Annotated in this window: 11 protein-coding genes; 4 read left to right on the top strand and 7 right to left on the bottom strand. The window is 70.8% G+C overall.

What is annotated here, in order from left to right:
- Positions 1–103 precede the first annotated feature (103 nt).
- Entirely contained in the window at positions 104–658 is a 555-nt protein-coding gene (locus ABD466_RS09155) for a GNAT family N-acetyltransferase (RefSeq protein WP_344656524.1), read from the bottom strand.
- A 92-nt stretch (positions 659–750) separates the two neighbouring features.
- On the opposite strand from ABD466_RS09155, the gene ABD466_RS09150 reads away from it, so the two are divergent.
- Positions 751–2355: a glycoside hydrolase family protein gene (locus ABD466_RS09150; RefSeq protein ID WP_344656523.1), complete on the top strand. Its 1605-nt coding sequence runs from the start codon at positions 751–753 to the stop codon at positions 2353–2355.
- Between the two features lie 67 nt (positions 2356–2422).
- Complete coding sequence (locus ABD466_RS09145) at positions 2423–3106, top strand: nucleotidyltransferase domain-containing protein (RefSeq protein WP_344656522.1); 684 nt, start codon at positions 2423–2425, stop codon at positions 3104–3106.
- A gap of 9 nt (positions 3107–3115) precedes the next feature.
- Here ABD466_RS09145 and ABD466_RS09140 read toward each other — a convergent pair whose 3' ends face one another.
- The 5 genes from ABD466_RS09140 to pta all read right to left on the bottom strand — a co-directional run bounded on the left by ABD466_RS09140 (position 3116) and on the right by pta (position 11091).
- Complete coding sequence (locus ABD466_RS09140; RefSeq protein WP_344656521.1) at positions 3116–3877, bottom strand: class I SAM-dependent methyltransferase; 762 nt, start codon at positions 3875–3877, stop codon at positions 3116–3118.
- A gap of 69 nt (positions 3878–3946) precedes the next feature.
- A complete protein-coding gene (locus ABD466_RS09135; protein ID WP_344656520.1) occupies positions 3947–5416 on the bottom strand; it encodes a hypothetical protein in 1470 nt (489 codons plus the stop codon).
- Positions 5413–7716, bottom strand: coding sequence for a hypothetical protein (locus ABD466_RS09130; RefSeq protein ID WP_344656519.1), 2304 nt, complete (start codon positions 7714–7716; stop codon positions 5413–5415). Before ABD466_RS09130 ends, ABD466_RS09135 begins: the two co-directional genes overlap by 4 nt.
- 67 nt (positions 7717–7783) lie before the next feature.
- Positions 7784–8944 carry an acetate/propionate family kinase gene (locus tag ABD466_RS09125; protein WP_344656518.1) on the bottom strand — a complete coding sequence of 387 codons (1161 nt, stop codon included), beginning with the start codon at positions 8942–8944 and terminating at the stop codon, positions 7784–7786.
- Positions 8941–11091 (bottom strand): phosphate acetyltransferase, encoded by a 2151-nt coding sequence (gene pta / locus ABD466_RS09120; protein WP_344656517.1) that lies wholly within the window; start codon positions 11089–11091, stop codon positions 8941–8943. Before pta ends, ABD466_RS09125 begins: the two co-directional genes overlap by 4 nt.
- An 87-nt stretch (positions 11092–11178) precedes the next feature.
- Here pta and ABD466_RS09115 point away from each other — a divergent pair, with 87 nt between their 5' ends.
- Together ABD466_RS09115 and ABD466_RS09110 are read left to right on the top strand one after the other, a co-directional pair.
- Positions 11179–13563, top strand: coding sequence for a phosphoketolase family protein (locus tag ABD466_RS09115; RefSeq protein ID WP_344656516.1), 2385 nt, complete (start codon positions 11179–11181; stop codon positions 13561–13563).
- 104 nt (positions 13564–13667) lie between these two features.
- Positions 13668–15926, top strand: coding sequence for a terpene synthase family protein (locus ABD466_RS09110; protein ID WP_344656515.1), 2259 nt, complete (start codon positions 13668–13670; stop codon positions 15924–15926).
- On the opposite strand, the gene ABD466_RS09105 is transcribed toward ABD466_RS09110, so the two are convergent.
- Positions 15854–17017, bottom strand: coding sequence for a GDSL-type esterase/lipase family protein (locus tag ABD466_RS09105; protein ID WP_344656514.1), 1164 nt, complete (start codon positions 17015–17017; stop codon positions 15854–15856). The two genes, ABD466_RS09110 and ABD466_RS09105, sit on opposite strands and share 73 nt — an antisense overlap.
- Between the last annotated feature and the right edge of the window lie 83 nt (positions 17018–17100).

Genomic DNA, 17100 nt, shown 5'->3' with positions numbered 1-17100 from the left:
CAGTTCATCCGGCTTGCCAGGCCCGCCCCTGAAGCCGATTTCCATCACCTTCACAAGACAAGCTCGCCTCAGCCGTCGGGCACCGGATTTCCGGCGCAGGACACTAGCCGCCCGCAGGCCGCTCCCCCGATGCCCGCTCCCCCACAGGCGACTCCGAAAGCCGCATCGCCAGCAGCATCCCGGGCCACTCCCCCACCTTGAACTCCTGCACCCGCGTGAACCCATAGCTCTCGTAAACCTTGACCAGGTTCCCCTCCTCGCCGGCCCAGCAGTCGACGCGGATCAGATCGATGCCGCGCTCAGCCGCCTCCTGTTTGGCCCGTTCGATCAGGGCGCGGCCGACCCCGCGCCCGGAATGGCGGCGCGAAGAGATCAGGAAGTTGACGTACAGCTCCCGCTCGTCCACCGCCGGGACGTACTCCTGCCGCTGCTCGGTGATCACCATGGCGCCGAGCGGCGTCCCGTCCTCGTCCTCCAGGATGCGCATCCCGCCGGTGTCGGCCCGGGCCAGAAAGCCTTCCTCGCGTTTCGCGTTGCCGGTCCACGGTTCGGTACCCCACTGCTGGGTGTTGCCGCGGGAGTTCATCCAGGCCACGGCCTCGTCGCCGAAGGCCATGAGCAAGGGGACGTCGTCCCGGCCACCTGATCGAATGCGCATGGACCCTTCCTAGCAAAGAGTTCACGTGAATGCGCGTCAGATATAGCCGCCGTTCACCGGCGTTGAGGCCAAGGACTGTACAAATCCGCTGCATGAGAATCTATCTCGCGTCCAAGCGACGGCTGGCGGTATCGGCGATCGTGCTGGCCGTGGGGATCGCAGTCCTGCTGCCCGCCACCGCTCTGGCGTCCGGCCGGCATCACGGGGGACCGACCACCTGGTCACTGTCCGGCGCGGTGGCGCCGGCGACGCTGAAGGGCGGCCCCTGGACGCTGGGGCAGGGCCCGGCCACCTACGGGGATCCGACCTCCGGTTACTGTGACGCCACCGGCGCCGTGACCCGCAATCCGGGCGCCGAGCTGTTCCAGCCTGCGTACTTCCCGAACGTCGTCGGCCAGGGCCGGCACCTGCGCGGCTTCTTCGACTACCGGCCGAAGGACACCGACGAGGCGGTGCTCGCGGCCCGGTCCGACGACGGGGGCCGCACCTGGACCGCTGAGGGCCAGGCGCTGGAGTCGAACCGGGGGCAGTGCCCGTCGGACGCCCTGAACGACGACGGGCAGGGCCACCCGACCGTGCTGCACATGGCCGGCAAGGACCTCCTCTACACGCTCTCCCGGCCCACCGCCGACTCCGCGGGATCGCAGCTGCTGGTGCACCGCATCGACGCCGCCTCCGAGCATCCGCTGGCCACACTGCCCGCCGCCGAGCCGGTCGGCACCGGGGCGAGCACGAAGCTGACCACCGCGGTGACGCTGCCGGCCGCGACGCTCCCGGCCGCCGACACCTCGAAGTTCGAGATCCCCGGCACGGTCCGGGTCAAGACCTCAGAGGGTGTCGTCGACGTGCGCTGCACCGGCGCCACGGCGACCTCGTTCACCGGCTGCTCCGGCGGCAGCGGCACGGCCCCGGCGGGCGCGACGGCCACCACCTACGCGGTCGTCCCGGCCGACGCGCAGGCCACCACCGGCCTGCTGTCCCCGGACGGCATCCTCGGCGTGCTCCCGAGCAAGGACGACTACACGGTCACCGTGCTCTACGTGCAGAAGCAGAAGGACTACTTCACGAGCCCCACGCAGCCCGGCGCGTGCAACGTCCCCTACGCCACACTGGCCAAGATCGGCGAAGGCAAGAACAAGGCACCGCTGTACGGCAACAACGAGGACCTGGCGACCGTCCGCACCGCCACCACGCACGACGGCGTCCACTTCACCGACCGCGGCCCGGTGAACGGACTGGGCGACAACAAGGACGCCGGCCCGGACGCGACCCGGTTCGTCAGCCCGTCCGGCACCGTGGTGAAGAACCCTGACGGCACCTACGGCCTGTTCTACGGCGCCGGCAACTGCTACGACGGCGACAGCGACGGCTTCCACTACATCGGCTACGCCACCAGCAAGGACGGCGTGAACTGGAAGATCGTCAACGGCTTCGGCAACCCGCTGCTCTCGGCCGACACCACGTTCCCGCAGACCTCGCCGGGGCTGTACTACAGCGGCCGCATCTACGGTCCGCAAGTGGTGCTCGGCAAGGACGGCAAGAGCGCGACCATGGTCTTCGCCGGATACCGCACGCCCAAGCCGTTGCCGAAGCCGGGGACCGTGCTGGGCACCGACCCGAACGCGCTCTACACGGTCGGTGCCGGCGACCTGGCGACGTACCGGACCATCCTGACGGTTCCACTCACCGCAAAGTAAGGCCGGCTGAGGAGGGCCGACCTGTTACCGTGACCCGACCAGGCATGGACAGGGTTCGGGGGGCGCGATGGAACTGTTGACCGACGGCACGGTGCTGCTGTCCGGCGTGGTCGGTTCGACGGCTTACGGCCTGGCCGGCCCGGATTCGGACGTCGACCGCCTCGGCATGTTCGCCCTCCCCACCCTGTCCCTGCTCGGACTGCACACCCCGCGCGAGAGCCAGGTCACCACTCACCCGGACGTGACTTTCCACGAGGCGGCGAAGCTGGCCCGCCTGGCGCTGGGCGGGAACCCGACGGCCTCGGAGCTGCTGTGGCTCCCGGACGACCTGTACGAGGTCCGCTCCCCACTCGGCGACGAGGCCGTCGCACTGCGCACGTCGTTCCTGTCCGCGGGCCGGGTCCACGACGCCTACCTCGGCTACGCCACCCAGCAGTTCCGCAAACTGCTCTCCCGCGACCCGACGTGGACCGCCCCGAAGATCGCCAAGCACGCGCGGCATCTGATGCGCCTGGTCGAGCAAGGCTACGAGCTCTACACCACCGGTCACGTCACCATCCGCCTCACCGATCCGGAGCGCTTCCGCGCCTTCGGGGAGCGCGTCGCGGCCGACCCCGAGGCGGCGCGGCCGTTCATGGCCGAGGCGGAGGAGCGGTTCGCGACGGCGCGGAGCGTGCTGCCCGACGAGCCCGACGCGAAGGCCGTCGAGGACTGGTTGCTGCGGGTGCGGCGGGCTTTCTGGGAGAGATGAGGCCGGATCTCACCGCCGCGCGGTGAGCACCGGCTGGTAGTAGCCGGTGTCCTCAGGCTCGTGCCACTTCACCTCCACGAAGCCGGCCGCCTCCGCGAACCCCGCGAGCTGGGCGCGGGCCAGCGCCCAATACGTCGCGCGCCGCACCCGCACGTCCCACGTGTCGCCGGTGGCCGGGACGAGCTGGAAGTGCTCCAGGTCGTAGCGTTCGCCGTCGGGGTGCCAGTGCCACAACTGGAAGGCGATGGCGCGCCCGGCTTCCCGCTCTGACACCTGCGGCGGCGTCGACGCGGGACGCTGACGCCGGAGGGCGTCGTAGTCGCGGATCGTCAGCAGCAGCAAGCCGTCCGGGCGCAGTACGCGCCGCATCGCCGCCAGCGCCTCGGCCACCGCCGCGGCCGTCAGCAGGTGCGGCACCGAGTTGTCGGCACTGAGCACCACGTCGAACGTGGCGTCGCGGAACGGCAGGGCTCTCATGTCCGCGGCCGCGGTCGGCAGAACGAACCCGCGGGCTGCCGCCTCCCGGCGCGCCCGCGCCGCCGCGCGCGGGCTGAGGTCGGTGCCGGTCACCTCGAAGTCGTCGCCGAGCTTTTCCAGGCCGATGGCCTGTGTCCCGATCCCGCACGAGCAGTCCAGCACCCGGCGCGGTGCCTGGCCGCCGTACGTCTCGATGAGCGCCGACAACACCGACCCCTGATAGTCCATGCTGCCGTCCCAGTCACGGAATAGCAGGTGGTAGTCGTCCGCCAGTTCGTCATAGAAGGCCCGCATCCCGCCATGCTGGCATCGGTATGCGCTCTGCGACGAGTGTTTTCCCATTACGGAATCACCGGATCGGAATCACGGGATGGGATCGTCCAGCACGGCGTCGGTGCGCCACCGCTGCATCTCCACCGCCGCGTCCTCGGCGCGCCTGGCCCGGGCCGTGTCACCGGGCCGCACGGGGACGAACGGCAGGGCTCCGCTCGCCCCCGGCCGACGGCGCCAGCTTTCGTCGAGCCCGACGATCGCGGCGCCGCCCGGCACCGCGGCCGTTCCCGGGCCGGTACCCGCCCCGCCGCCATCGGCGCGAGCCGCCGAGGACACACCTCCCGCTGCTCCTGTTCCTGCTCCTGCTGCTCCAGCCGCTCCAGCCGCTCCAGCCGCTCCAGCCGCCAGCAACGCGTCCGCCGTCCCGGCCAGCATCGACTCCCGCACCTGCGGCATCATCCTTTCCAGCGACCCGGCCCGCTCCAGCTCCACGGCCCACACCACTTCGGCCGCGGACATCTCGGCCAACCGCACGTACGCCGCCAGCCGCGCCTCGTCCCCCACCGCCGGGCCCGCAGACCGGACCACCGCGCGCACCCAGGCCACGTCTTGCTCGGAGGCCGCGTCCACCATCGCCAGGAACGGCGCGTCGCCGCGCAGGGTCACGAGCCGCTGCAGTGCCTGCCCGACCGCGCGCGGATCGTCGAGCAAAGCCAGGAATGCCTGGCGCCGGACCGCACCGCCGGCGTACTCGTGCACCCGGATCGCGTCGAGGATCTCCGGCTCGGTGCCGTACTGGTCCAGCAGGCGGGCCAGGACGCTGTCCGGGGTGAACGGGTTCGCGGCCAGCCGCACGCGCAGCGCCAGGTCGCCGAGCGAGCCGAACGCGTGCTCGGCGAGTTCGCGGCACAGCGGGGCGTGGGCCGTCATCCCCAGGATCAGTTCGGCGCGTTCGCGCAGCGTCGTGAGCTCGCCGTCGGTGGGGTTGGTGCGGATCGTCGCGCCGGACGCCAGGAACGCCCGCGCGGCCAGGGGCGGTGCGAGCGCCAGCATCACGTTCGCGGCCCGCCAGCGCTGACCCTCGACGGCCGGCCCGGCCGGTTCGCGGCGGGCCGGGCGCCGCCGGGCACCGAACGCGGCGCCGCGCCGCTCCTCCGGCTCCGCCCTGCCCTTCACCAGCGCCGCCAGCGAGCCGCGCCATTTCTCGATGTCGCCGATCATCCGCGCCCAATACCGCGGGCCGGCGCCGTCGCCCCGCAGGATCGCCCGCACCACCGCCGCGCTCGCGCCCGCGAGGTCCGGGTCGGCTTCCATCAGCATCGTCACGGGAACCGCCGCCGGCCGCACCCGCCGCACGAGGTCGGCGGGCCGGATGGTGCCGAGCCGGCAGCCGGCCATCGCCAGCTCGCGCAGGTAGCCGAACTCTTTCGCCGGGTCGGCGCGGGTGGTGCGGAAGTACGCGGCGGACCGTTCGTAGTCGTCGATCGTCGGGTGCGACGGGAAGGTCGGCGGCCGGTCGGTCAGCGCGCGGCGGCGGTCGTCGGGGGCGGGGACGGTCACCGGTCCTCCCCCGCCGACTCGGCAGCGCCCGCATAGTCGTCATAGTCGTCACTGTCACTGTCACTGTCGCTGTCGCCGTCGCCGTCGCCGTAGTCGGTGTACTCGCCGTCGCCGTCGCCGGTGTACTCGCCGTCGTCGGCGTCGTCGACGCCGTCCGAAGCATCGGGCATCTCGGCCACGGTCATCTCGACCAGCGCGGCGAGTCCCGGATAGTCCAGCGGTCCCACGCTCATGAGCCGACGGACCACGGCCTGCCACCGCTCGGGCCGCCCGTCGAGACGGCGCCGGACCGCGTCCTCCAACGGCCACCGCGACGGATCGTCGGGATGCGGCACGGGGTCCGTCCTCGGATCCGGGATGGTGACCCCCGGCAGATCCCGGGCCGCGGCGATCTCGGCAGCCCGCAACAGCGGCTCGGCATCGGCCTGGACCATCGAGGCGCGCACCATGGGGTCGACCGCGTCCACGGCTCCGTCCAGGAACGTCGCGACGTCCCAGACCGGCTCGGGTCCGGCCTCGGCGGCGAGGCGGCCGAAGAGCAGCGCGGTGGTGTCAGGCCCCAGATACCGGCCGAACTTGCGGAGCAGGAAGTGCAGGCGCTCGGCGGTCGGGGCGGCGGCGACCAGCCGGTAGACGTTCGCCTCGCCCAGGTTCTTGACGAAGTGGGTGATCTGCGCCCAGGCGACGCCCTGCTTCTCCAGCAGTTCGAGGGCCGCGTACCGGATGTCCGGGTCCAGGCACAGGCACAGCAGGCTCAGCCGGGTGGCGACCGGATCGACGGGGTTGTGCAGCAGCCGCCGCAGCGCGGAGGCGGGTGTGGCGGGGTTGCGGAGCAACGCGCCCAGCGCGTCGGGCCCGGCGCCGGGGTCGAGGGCGCGGTCGATCAGCCCCGGCGCGAGCGGCCGGTGGTGCAGGAGGAACACCTGCTCCGGGGTGAGGACGTCGTCGTCGTCGCCGAGGAACTCCTCGGCGACGGTCCGCGGCGCGAAGACCATCAGCACGTTCGCGCTGTCGCCGTCGACCGCGCTCTCCTCCGGCGGCATGGCGTTGTCCGGTCCGAGGTCGGCGACGGAGTCGATGAGCTCGGCGACGGTCCCGGACCACATGAAGGAGCGGACGAGCAGCGTGTACCAGAGCATGTCGTCGCGGCCGATGCGCTCGCGCAGCCGCCGGCGCAGCTCCCGCGCCAGATCGGAGCGCCCGCGCGAGGCGGCGACGACGCCGTCGCCCGCACGCCAGGCCAGGTCCAGGACCGCGCTGGCGGGAACGGCGTGCTCCAGCACCTCGGCGGCGGTCAGCGTGCCGAGACTGAGGCCCCTGATGATCAGCAGCCTGATCGCGAGGCGGAACTCGGGCTCCTCCACGACCTCGCCCCAGACCGGCTCCAGGGCCTTCAGGGCCGCCGGGATCCGGCGCAGCGTCCTGACGTCCGGCGCGCCGGCGTGCCAGGCGGCCTGCGGGTAGCGGGCGAGCAGGCTCTGCCGCACGTCCTCCGGGATGTCCTCGCGCGCGGCGGCTTCGTCGAGCCCTTTGACGTGGCCGAGGAACCGTCCCCGGTCGCCGGCCACGTCGCGGTGGCCGGCGGCGAGGTCGAGGATCTCGTCCCAGTCCAGGGCCCAGGAACGGGAGCCGACGCCGGGGCGGTCCCATCCCTGCACCCAGGTCTGGTCGCGCCAGCCGGGCCGCCGGCTGGGGATCGGCTCGGCCAGGCCGAGTATCCGAGCGGCGGGGAGCGCCAGGGCCTGGTCTCGTGCGCCGGCCAGAACGCGGAGCAGTTCGAAGTCGGGGTCGCCGGTGTCGGTGTCGGCGAGATCGGCCGGTGAGCGTGGGAGGACGGCGGTGTCCAGGAAGGCGACGAGCTTCGCGCGCAGGTCCGGCGGGATGATCGCCTCGCCGTCCGGACCGGTGCGGTCGCGCAGGATGGCGGCGCGGACCCAGGCGACGCCGACCTGGTCCAGGCGGCCGAACAGCGCGCGGTCGACCTCGGGGTCGGCCAGCCTCAGGAGTTTGCGGCGGGCGGTGTCGTAGCCGAGCACGCCGGCGTGGCGCAGCGGCAGACGCAACTGCCAGGCGAGGGCGCGGCGGGCCCCGGGCGGTCCGTGCTCGATCACGTGGTCGACGACCGGCTCGGGCAGCCGGCGGCCCATGCGGGCGACGCCGGCGGCGAGTTCGGTGGCGGTCAGGGCGCCCAGGATCACGGGCAGGTCTTCGGGCCGGGCGGCCTGGGTGAGGTCCAGAACCCGCTCGGCTGCGGCGGGGACCGACAGGGGTGTGGTCGTGTCGTCGGCCCCGATGGTCATCGCCCCCGTTTCCCGCCTCCCACCGTGAAACGCCTGATCCTGCCTGTTCCGACAGGACCATGATGCCTTACGGGGAGGTGTGTGCGGCAGGCTCTCCGCCGACGAGCGCGAGGGCCTGGCCGGCGATCTCGATCTCCTCGTCGGTGGGCACGACCAGGACCGCCGTCTCGGCCCAGTAGGGCGAGATGTAGCGCTCCTCCTTGGAGTCGGCGGTGTTGCGCTTCGCACTGATCGAGATGCCGAGGTGTTCCAGCCCTGCGACGGCGCCCGCCCGGACGGTCGCGGAGTTCTCGCCGACGCCCGCGGTGAACACGACGGCGTCCACGCGGCCCAGGGCGGCGAGGTAGGAGCCGATGTACTTGCGGATGCGGTAGCAGTAGGCGTCCAGGGCGAGCTGGGCGTTCGCGTCGCCCTTGGCCGCGGCCGCCTCGACGTCGCGCAGGTCGTTGCTGCCGCCGAGCGCCAGCAGGCCGCTGGACTTGTTCAGGGTCAGGTCGATCTCCTCCGCGCCCCGGCCGGTCCGGCGGGCGATGTAGGCGCAGACCGCGGGGTCCAGGTCGCCGGAGCGGGTGCCCATGATCAGGCCTTCGAGCGGGGTCATGCCCATGGAGGTGTCGACGCTCCTGCCCTCGCGGACGGCACAGGCGCTGGCGCCGTTGCCGAGGTGCAGGACGATCATGTTCACCTCCTCGGGGCGGCGGCCGAGGAGTGCGGCGGCGCGGCGGGAGACGTACTGGTGCGAGGTGCCGTGGAAGCCGTAGCGGCGGACGCCGAGGTCCTCGCGCCAGGCGGCGGGGACGGCGTAGGTGTGGGCCGCGGCGGGCAGCGTCTGGTGGAACGCGGTGTCGAAGACGGCGACCTGCGGGGTGTCGGGGAGCGTCTTGCGCGCCACCTCGATCAGCATCAGGTTCGCCGGGTTGTGCAGCGGCGCCAGCGGAATCAGCTCCTTGATGGCGGCGCACACCTCGTCGGTGATGAGGGTGGGACCGCGGAACCGGTCGCCGCCGTGGACGACGCGGTGGCCGACCGCCGCCAGCGCGGAGCGGTCCAGGGTGCCCGCCAGTTCGCCGAGCACCACCTGCATCGCGGCCGCGTGGTCGGAGGCGCTGCCGCCGGGTTCGCCGATCCGTTCGACGATGCCGACGGCCAGCCGGCTGCGGTCGGCCATGTCGAGGAGCTGGTACTTGATCGACGACGAGCCCGAGTTGAGGACGAGGACCTGGTTCACTGCCCGCTCTTTTCCGTGCTCCGCAGCCCGTCACCCTGCGCCTGCACCGCTGTGATGACGATCGTGTTGACGATGTCCTGGACCAGGGCGCCCCGGGAGAGGTCGTTCACCGGCTTGCGCAGACCCTGGAGGACGGGGCCGACCGCGATCGCGCCCGCGCTGCGCTGGACGGCCTTGTAGAGATTGTTGCCGGTGTTGAGGTCCGGGACGATGAACACCGTGGCACGGCCGGCCACGGCGCTGCCGGGGAGTTTGAGCGCGGCCACGTCCGGGTCGGCGGCGGCGTCGTACTGGATCGGGCCTTCGAGCGGGAGGTCCGGGTCCTTGGCACGGGCCATCCTCGCGGCTTCGCGGACCTTCTCGACGTCTTCACCGGATCCTGATTCCCCGCTGGAGTAGGAGAGCATGGCGACGCGCGGCTGGACCCCGAACGCCTCGGCGGTGCGGGCCGAGGAGACCGCGATGTCGGCGAGCGCCGCGGCGTCCGGGTCGGGGACGACGGCGCAGTCGCCGTAGACCAGCACGCGGTCGGCCAGGAGCATGAAGAAGACGCTGGAGACCACGGAGACGCCGGGTTCGGTGCGGATGATCTCGAAGGCCGGGCGGATGGTGTGGGCGGTGGTGTGGGCGGCGCCGGAGACCATGCCGTCGGCGCGGCCGGTGTGGACCATCATCGTGCCGAAGTAGGAGACGTCCTGGACGAGGTCGCGGGCCTTGTCCAGGGTCATGCCCTTGTGGGCGCGCAGGCGGGTGTACTCGTGGGCGAACTCCTCGACGAGCTCCGGATCGGCCGGACTGACCACGCGGACCTTCGAGAGGTCCAAGCCGAGGGCGTTGGCGCGCGTGCGGAGCCTCTCCTCGTCGCCGAGGACCGTCAGGTCGGCCGCTCCCCGGCGCGAGACGATGTCGGCGGCGCGGAGGATGCGGTCGTCGGTGCCTTCGGGGAGGACGATGCGGCGGCGCTGCGAGCGGGCGCGTTCCAGCAGCTGGGACTGGAACATCAGGGGTGTGACGGCCACGGAGCGGGTGACGTTCAGCCGGTCCAGGAGCTCGGACGTGTTCACGCCGCGGGCGAAGGCCCCCAGGGCCGTCTCCACTTTGCCGGGGTGGTCGGCCGTGATCTCGCCGCGGACCGCGGCCAGGTGCAGGGCGGTGGGCAGGGTGTCCTGCGACGTGGCGATGACGGGCAGCGGCGAGTGCACGCCTTCGAGGAGGCGGGAGACGCTGGCGGGCAGTGTGAAGCCGCCGGTGAGGAAGACCCCTGACAAGGCCGGGAAGTTCGGCGCCTCGTGCGCGGCCAGGAGCCCGGGGACCAGGCCCGCGGTGCGGTCGCCCGGCGCGATGACGGCGACGCCCTCGGTCAGGCGGTCCAGGACGTTCGGCAGGGACATCGCGGCGACGACGAGGTTCGCCGCCTCGCGGTCGAGCAGGGCCGGATCGCCACCGATCTGGATTCCGTCGGCGGCGCGGACGAGGTCGCGGATCGTGGGCGCGGTGAGGCTGGGCACCTCCGGGATGGTGAAGACGAGAGGCGGGGTCGTCGCCGGCGGTCCGGAGGCGGTCGTCGCGGGCAGGCCGAAGACCGCGGTCACTTCGCGGAGGACGGCTTCCTCCTGGCCGGCGGCCACCCGGTTCACGACGACCGCGAGCTCGGTGGCGTGCAGCCGCGTCAGCTCCTGGCGGGACACGCGGACGACGGAGGCGACGTCCTGCGCCGTCCGGTCCGTGCCGCCGACCACGAGCAGGACCGGGAGCGCGAGGTTCGCCGCGACGGTGGCGTTGAAGCCGAACTCGGTGCTGGTGGCGGCGTCGGTGTAGTCGGAGCCGACGACGACCACGGCCTCGCAGCGGGCGGCGAGGGCGCGGTAGCGGTCGACGATGGTCTCGACCGCGCGCGAGGGGTCGAGGTGGACGGCGTCGTAGGTGGTGCCGACGCAGGCCTCGTACGGTTCCTCGATGCGGTAGCGCGTGCGGATCAGGTCGACGACGTCGTCGACCGTGCCGGCCCCGCGGACCACCGGGCGGAAGACCCCGAGCCGGCGGACACGGCGGGACATGGCCTCGGCCACCCCCAGGGCCACGACGGTCTTGCCGCTCGCGGCATCGGTCGATGTGATGTACAAGCCTTGTGCCGCCGCAGTCTCCACGGTGCGATCATGCCAGTGTGACCCGTCCGGCGCAGCTCGGGGGGCGCTCGGCGGGCGGGTCGTCAGGGCCCGACCTAGCCTGGACGGGTGACCAGGACCAGGGGACCGCTTTCCGCGAAAGAACTCGCCGCGATCAACGCCTATTGGCGGGCCGCCAACTACTTGTCGGTCGGGCAGATCTTTCTGTTGGACAACCCGCTGATGCGGAGGCCGTTGACCTTGGACGACGTGAAGCCGCGGCTGCTCGGGCACTGGGGCACGACACCGGGGCTGAACTTCGTCTACGCGCACATGAACCGGGTCATCAAGGCTCGGGATCTGGACGCGATCTATATCGCGGGGCCCGGACACGGCGGCCCGGGCGTTCTGGCGAATGTGTATTTGGAGGGAACGTATACGGAGTACTACCCGGGGATCACCCGGGACGAGGAGGGGATGCGGAAGCTGTTCCGGCAGTTCTCGTTTCCCGGCGGCGTCCCCTCCCATGTCGCGCCGGAGACGCCGGGGTCGATCCACGAGGGCGGAGAGCTCGGCTACTCCCTGGCTCACGCGTACGGCGCCGCGTTCGACAACCCGGATCTCGTGGTGTGCGCCGTGGTCGGTGACGGCGAAGCGGAGACCGGGCCGCTGGCCGCGTCCTGGCACTCGAACAAGTTCGTGAACCCGGTGCGGGACGGCACCGTCCTCCCGATCCTGCATCTCAACGGGTACAAGATCGCCAACCCCACGATCCTGGCCCGGATCCCCCAGGCGGAACTGGAGCAGTTGATGCGGGGGTACGGGTACGAGCCGTTCACCGTCGTCAGCGAGGAGGGCGCCGACCCGCTGGAGGCGCACCAGATGATGGCGGCGACGCTGGACCGGGTGTTCGACCGGATCGCCGAAATCCGGGCCGCCGCGGCCGGCGGGAAGGACAAGGGGAAGCGGCCGGCGTGGCCGATGGTGATCCTGCGGACGCCGAAGGGGTGGACCGGGCCGAAGACGGTCGACGGGAACCGGGTCGAGGACTCGTGGCGGTCCCATCAGGTGCCGATGGCGGACGTGCACACCGATCCCGCCCACCTGAAGGTGCTGCAAGATTGGCTGGCTTCTTATAAACCCGAGGAGTTGTTCGACGACGCCGGAACTCTGAAGCCCGAGCTTGCCGCCCTGGCGCCGAGCGGGACGAGGCGCATGGGGTCCAATCCACACGCCAACGGCGGCGTTCTGCTGCGTGAGCTGAAGATGCCGGACTTCCGGACGTATGCGGTGGATCCGGCGGGTCACGGTGTCGAGCGCGCGGAGGCGACCAAACTGCTGGGGGCGTTCCTGCGCGACATCATGAAGGACAACGCGGGGATCGACAACTTCCGCGTCTTCGGACCCGACGAGACCGCCTCGAACCGGCTCCAGGCGATCTTCGAGGCCACGGGGCGCATGTGGTACGCGGACACGATGCCGTGGGATGACGAGCACCTGTCGGTCGAGGGACGTGATCTGGAGCCGCTCAGCGAGCACATGTGCCAGGGGTGGCTGGAGGGCTACCTGCTGACCGGGCGGCACGGTTTCTTCTCCTGCTACGAAGCCTTCATCCACATCGTCGACAGCATGTTCAACCAGCACGCGAAGTGGCTGAAGACGACGCGGAACATCCCGTGGCGGGCACCGATCGCGTCGCTGAACTACCTGCTCACGTCGCACGTCTGGCGACAGGACCACAACGGCTTCTCCCACCAGGACCCCGGCTTCATCGACCACGTGGTGAACAAGAAAGCCGACGTCATCCGCATCTACCTTCCGCCGGATGCGAACACGCTGCTGTCCGTGGCGGACCACTGCCTGCGCTCGCGGAACTACGTGAACGTGATCGTGGCCGGAAAACAGCCTCAGCTGCAGTACATGTCGATGGACGAGGCCATCACCCACTGCACGCGAGGCATCGGAATCTGGGACTGGGCCTCCACCGATGTGGACGAGGAACCCGACCTGGTCATGGCGTGCGCCGGCGACGTACCGACGATGGAGACGCTGGCCGCCGTGGACATCCTGCGCCAGAACTTCCCGGAACTGCGCATCCGCGTGGTGAACGTCGTCGACCTGATGCGCCTCCAGGACAACGCCGAACACCCCCACGGTCTGACCGACAAGGAGTTCGACGCCCTCTTCACGACGTCGAAGCCCATCGTCTTCGCCTACCACGGCTACCCCTGGCTGATCCACCGCCTGACATACCGCCGCACGAACCACGACAACATGCACGTGCGCGGCTACAAGGAGGAAGGCACCACGACCACACCGTTCGACATGGCGATGCTCAACGACATCGACCGCTTCCACCTCGCGATCGACGCGATCGACCGGGTCCCGGGTCTGTCGGAGCGAGCCGGCCACGTCCGGCAGGCGCTGCTCGACGCACGGCTGAAGGCGCGGCAGTACACGCGGGAGTTCGGGGAGGACGATCCGGTGATCTCAGGCTGGGTGTGGCCGTACTAGGAGTCGAGGAGTGGGCAGCACGATCGGCTCACAGTTCACCCTTTCTCCTGGTTTGGGCGATAGATCCCTTCTATCCCGAACAGGCGGCGCCTAGCGTCGAAGACATGCCGCAGCCGTTTCGCCTGCCCGACTTCTACATGCCGTATCCCGCCCGTCTGAATCCCCATCTCGAGTTCGCCCGTGTTCATTCGAAGGAGTGGGCGCGATCGTTCGGCATGATCGAGGGGTCGGGGGTGTGGGACGAGACCGACTTCGATCGTCACGACTACGCGTTGTTGTGCGCTTATACGCATCCTGACTGCGGAGCGGAGGAGCTGGCGCTCGTCACGGACTGGTACGTGTGGGTCTTCTTCTTCGACGACCATTTCCTTGAGGTCTACAAGAAGCCGCGGAACATGATCGGAGCGCGCTCGTATCTCGATCGGTTGCCGGCGTTCATGCCGGTCGGAGCGGGCGTGATGCCGGAGGCCACGAACGCCGTCGAAGCCGGGTTGGCGGATCTGTGGGTGCGGACGGTGCCCGGGAAGTCGGAGGGATGGCGGCGGCGGTTCGCTGAGAGCAATCGGCATCTGCTGGAGGAGTCGCTGTGGGAGCTGGCGAACATCACGGAGAACCGTGTCGCCGATCCCGTCGACTACATCGAGATGCGGCGGAAGGTGGGAGGCGCGCCGTGGTCGGCGCATCTGGTGGAACACGCCAACGGGGTCGAGGTGCCCGATCGGGTCGCTGCCAGCCGGCCGTTGCGGGTGCTGAAGGACACGTTCGCCGATGCCGTGCACCTGCGGAACGACCTCTTCAGCTATCAGCGCGAGGTGGAGCAGGAAGGCGAGAACGCCAACTGTGTGCTCGTGTTGGAGCGCTTCCTCGGCTGCGACACGCAGACCGCCGCGGAGCTCACGAACCAGCTGCTGACCAGCCGGCTCCATCAGTTCGAGCAGACCGCGCTGACCGAACTCGCGCCGCTGTTCGCGGAGTACGCCATCGGGCCGACGGAGGCGGTGCACGTCGGGCTGTATGTCAAAGGGCTGCAGGACTGGCAGGCAGGAGGACATGAATGGCATCTGCGGTCGTCCCGGTACATGAACGACGCAGGTGCGGGAGGGGACTCGCCGCTCGGGGGTCCGATGGGGTTGGGGACGTCGGCGGCACGCATCTTCGGGTCGATCGCGAGGACGCTGCCCCAGCGTCTCAAGCGTGTGAGCCATCTGCCCTTCGAACCGGTGGGCCCGACGCCGATTCCGCCGCTTGAGGCGCCGGGCGAGCTGCGGCTGAGCCCGCATCTGGCGGCGGCACGGCGGCATTCCGAACAATGGTCGCATCACATCGGCATCCTCGAAGGCATCTGGGACGAGAAGCATCTGGCTGCCGCCGACTTCGCGCTGTGTGCGGCCGGGATGAATCCCGAGGCGACGCGGGAGGAGCTGGAACTCGCGACCGACTGGCTTGCCTGGGGCACGTACGCCGACGACTTCTACCCCTCGGTGTTCGGCACGGCGCGGGATCGGGTCGGGGCCAGGGTCTGCACGGAGCGTCTCATGGCTCTGATGAGCGACACTCCTCCCATCCCGGCATCAGGGCTCGAACGCGGGCTGGCCGACCTTTGGCGTCGTACCGTGGCCGGGACATCGGAAGACAGCCGAGAGGAGATGCGGCGCGGTACCCGCCTGATGCTCGAAGCATGGCTGTGGGAGCTGGACAACGCCGTCGTTCGTCGCGTGCCGGATCCGGTCGATTATGTCGAGATGCGGCGTGAGACCTTCGGATCGAGCTTCACCATGGCGTTGGCACGCTTGGGCCGCGGCGGCTTGCCGGCCGAGGTGCGGCGGAGTCGGCCGGTGCAGGCGCTGGAACACGCCGCCGCCGACTGGGGAGCCCTGGTCAACGATCTGTATTCCTACCAGAAGGAGATCCAGTTCGAGGGGGAGGTCCACAACGCCGTGCTGGTCGCGCAGGACTTCTTCGACTGCGACCGGGATGGGGCCGTGGAGATCGTCAGGGCTCTGATTGCGGCGCGGTTGGACCAGTTCCGGCACGCCGCCGCCGTGGAGATTCCGGCGCTGGTGGACGCGCTGGCGCTGGCGGCCGACACCCGCGAGGCGTTGGACCGGCACGTCCAGGTGCTGCGCGACTGGATGATCGGCGTCCTGAACTGGCATCAGAACTGCGGCCGGTACACCGAGGCCGAGCTGCGGCGCCGCCGGGCTGTGCGCATGGGGATGCCCGGACTCGGGGCGAGTCCGTGGGGCTTGCGGCACAGCGCCGGCGGCCCGGCTGGGGTGGCCGCCGGTGTTCAGCCCGCCGCTGCGAGCGCACCGCCGGGGCCGAAAGCCAGGTGGGCGAACCGTTCGCCGATCAGCCGGTAGCCGGCCGGGGTCGGGTGCAGTCCTTCGCCGAGGAACTCGTCCGCCTCGTGCAGGGCCAGCAGGTCCAGACCGTCGAGGTAGGCGATGTTCGGGTCCTGCTTCGAGCGTTCGGCGACGATGCGGCGGAGTTCGGCGCGGACCACTTCGAGGGTCAGGGCCCCGATGGCGACGTCGGCCGGGTTCCCGGTCGCGGTGAAGACGTCGTTCCGCCACACCGTCGGGCCCGGCGTGCGCTCCACCGCGGGGCAGGCGATCGGCGAGACCACGAGGATCGGGGTGGTCGGGTGGCCTTCGCGGACGGTGTCGAGGAAGCCGTGGACCGTCGGGCCCAGCGTGCGCAGGCGGTAGGTGGCGCGGCAGGTGAAGTTGATGCCCAGCTTCAGACTGATCACGTCGGCCGGGGTGTCGCGGATCGAGCGGGCGACGAAGGGGTCGAGGTAGCAGTTGCCGGACAGGCCGATGTTGACCGGGTCCACCCCCGCCGCGCGGGCCGCGATCACCGGCCAGACGCCCAGCGGCGACGCGGCCTCGTTGCACTGGCTGATCGAGCTGCCATGGTGCAGCCAGACGCGGCGGCCGGTCGCCGTGGGCGGGTCGACCGGCGCGTCGGCGCGCACCGCGGCGACCTCGGTCTTGACCCACTGCGGCAGCCAGACCTCGATCTCCTTGGCTCCGGCGGGCAGCCCGTCGAAGCGGATCGTCGTGGGGCCGCCCGGCACGAAGGCGCTCTCCTGGAAGGCGGCGTCGAGCTCGATCACGTTGCCGACCGGAGCCTTGCGGACACCGGACGGCACGCCGTCGACGGTGATCTCGAAGTTCCCGGCGTCGTCGGGGTTCGGCTCGCCCTCGGCCATCATCGCCACCGTGGTCAGTACGTCCAGCTCGACCACGGTGGCCGCGGTACGGAACGCGAGCCGCACGCCGGAACCCGCGGTGGCCTGGCGTTCCATCGAAGCCTCGGGGTACTGCGCGACCGTCCACTGCGGCAGACGGCGCGCCAGGACGCCGGCCTCGGTGGTGACGACTTCCAGAGCGCCCCGGTATGCGATCGGGCCGTCGATGAGGGGGACCTGCTGTAGCACGTCAGTCATGGGTGGACGGTAGCAGCCGTGGATCTTCGAGGCGATCAGTGCGGTGGGGGCCAGCCCTACCCCGGATTCGGGAGCCAGCACTC

It is taken from the genome of Catenulispora subtropica, assembly GCF_039531675.1.
Lineage (GTDB): Bacteria > Actinomycetota > Actinomycetes > Streptomycetales > Catenulisporaceae > Catenulispora > Catenulispora subtropica.
This window is presented reverse-complemented; position numbering and strand designations above follow the sequence as displayed.

Excerpts from the sequence above, each read along its gene's own strand:
- ABD466_RS09155 (WP_344656524.1), bottom strand. The coding sequence starts at position 658 with ATGCGCATTCGATCAGGTGGCCGGGACGACGTCCCCTTGCTCATGGCC.
- ABD466_RS09150 (WP_344656523.1), top strand. The coding sequence starts at position 751 with ATGAGAATCTATCTCGCGTCCAAGCGACGGCTGGCGGTATCGGCGATC.
- ABD466_RS09145 (WP_344656522.1), top strand. The coding sequence starts at position 2,423 with ATGGAACTGTTGACCGACGGCACGGTGCTGCTGTCCGGCGTGGTCGGT.
- ABD466_RS09140 (WP_344656521.1), bottom strand. The coding sequence starts at position 3,877 with ATGCGGGCCTTCTATGACGAACTGGCGGACGACTACCACCTGCTATTC.
- ABD466_RS09130 (WP_344656519.1), bottom strand. The coding sequence starts at position 7,716 with ATGACCATCGGGGCCGACGACACGACCACACCCCTGTCGGTCCCCGCC.
- ABD466_RS09110 (WP_344656515.1), top strand. The coding sequence starts at position 13,668 with ATGCCGCAGCCGTTTCGCCTGCCCGACTTCTACATGCCGTATCCCGCC.
- ABD466_RS09105 (WP_344656514.1), bottom strand. The coding sequence starts at position 17,017 with ATGACTGACGTGCTACAGCAGGTCCCCCTCATCGACGGCCCGATCGCA.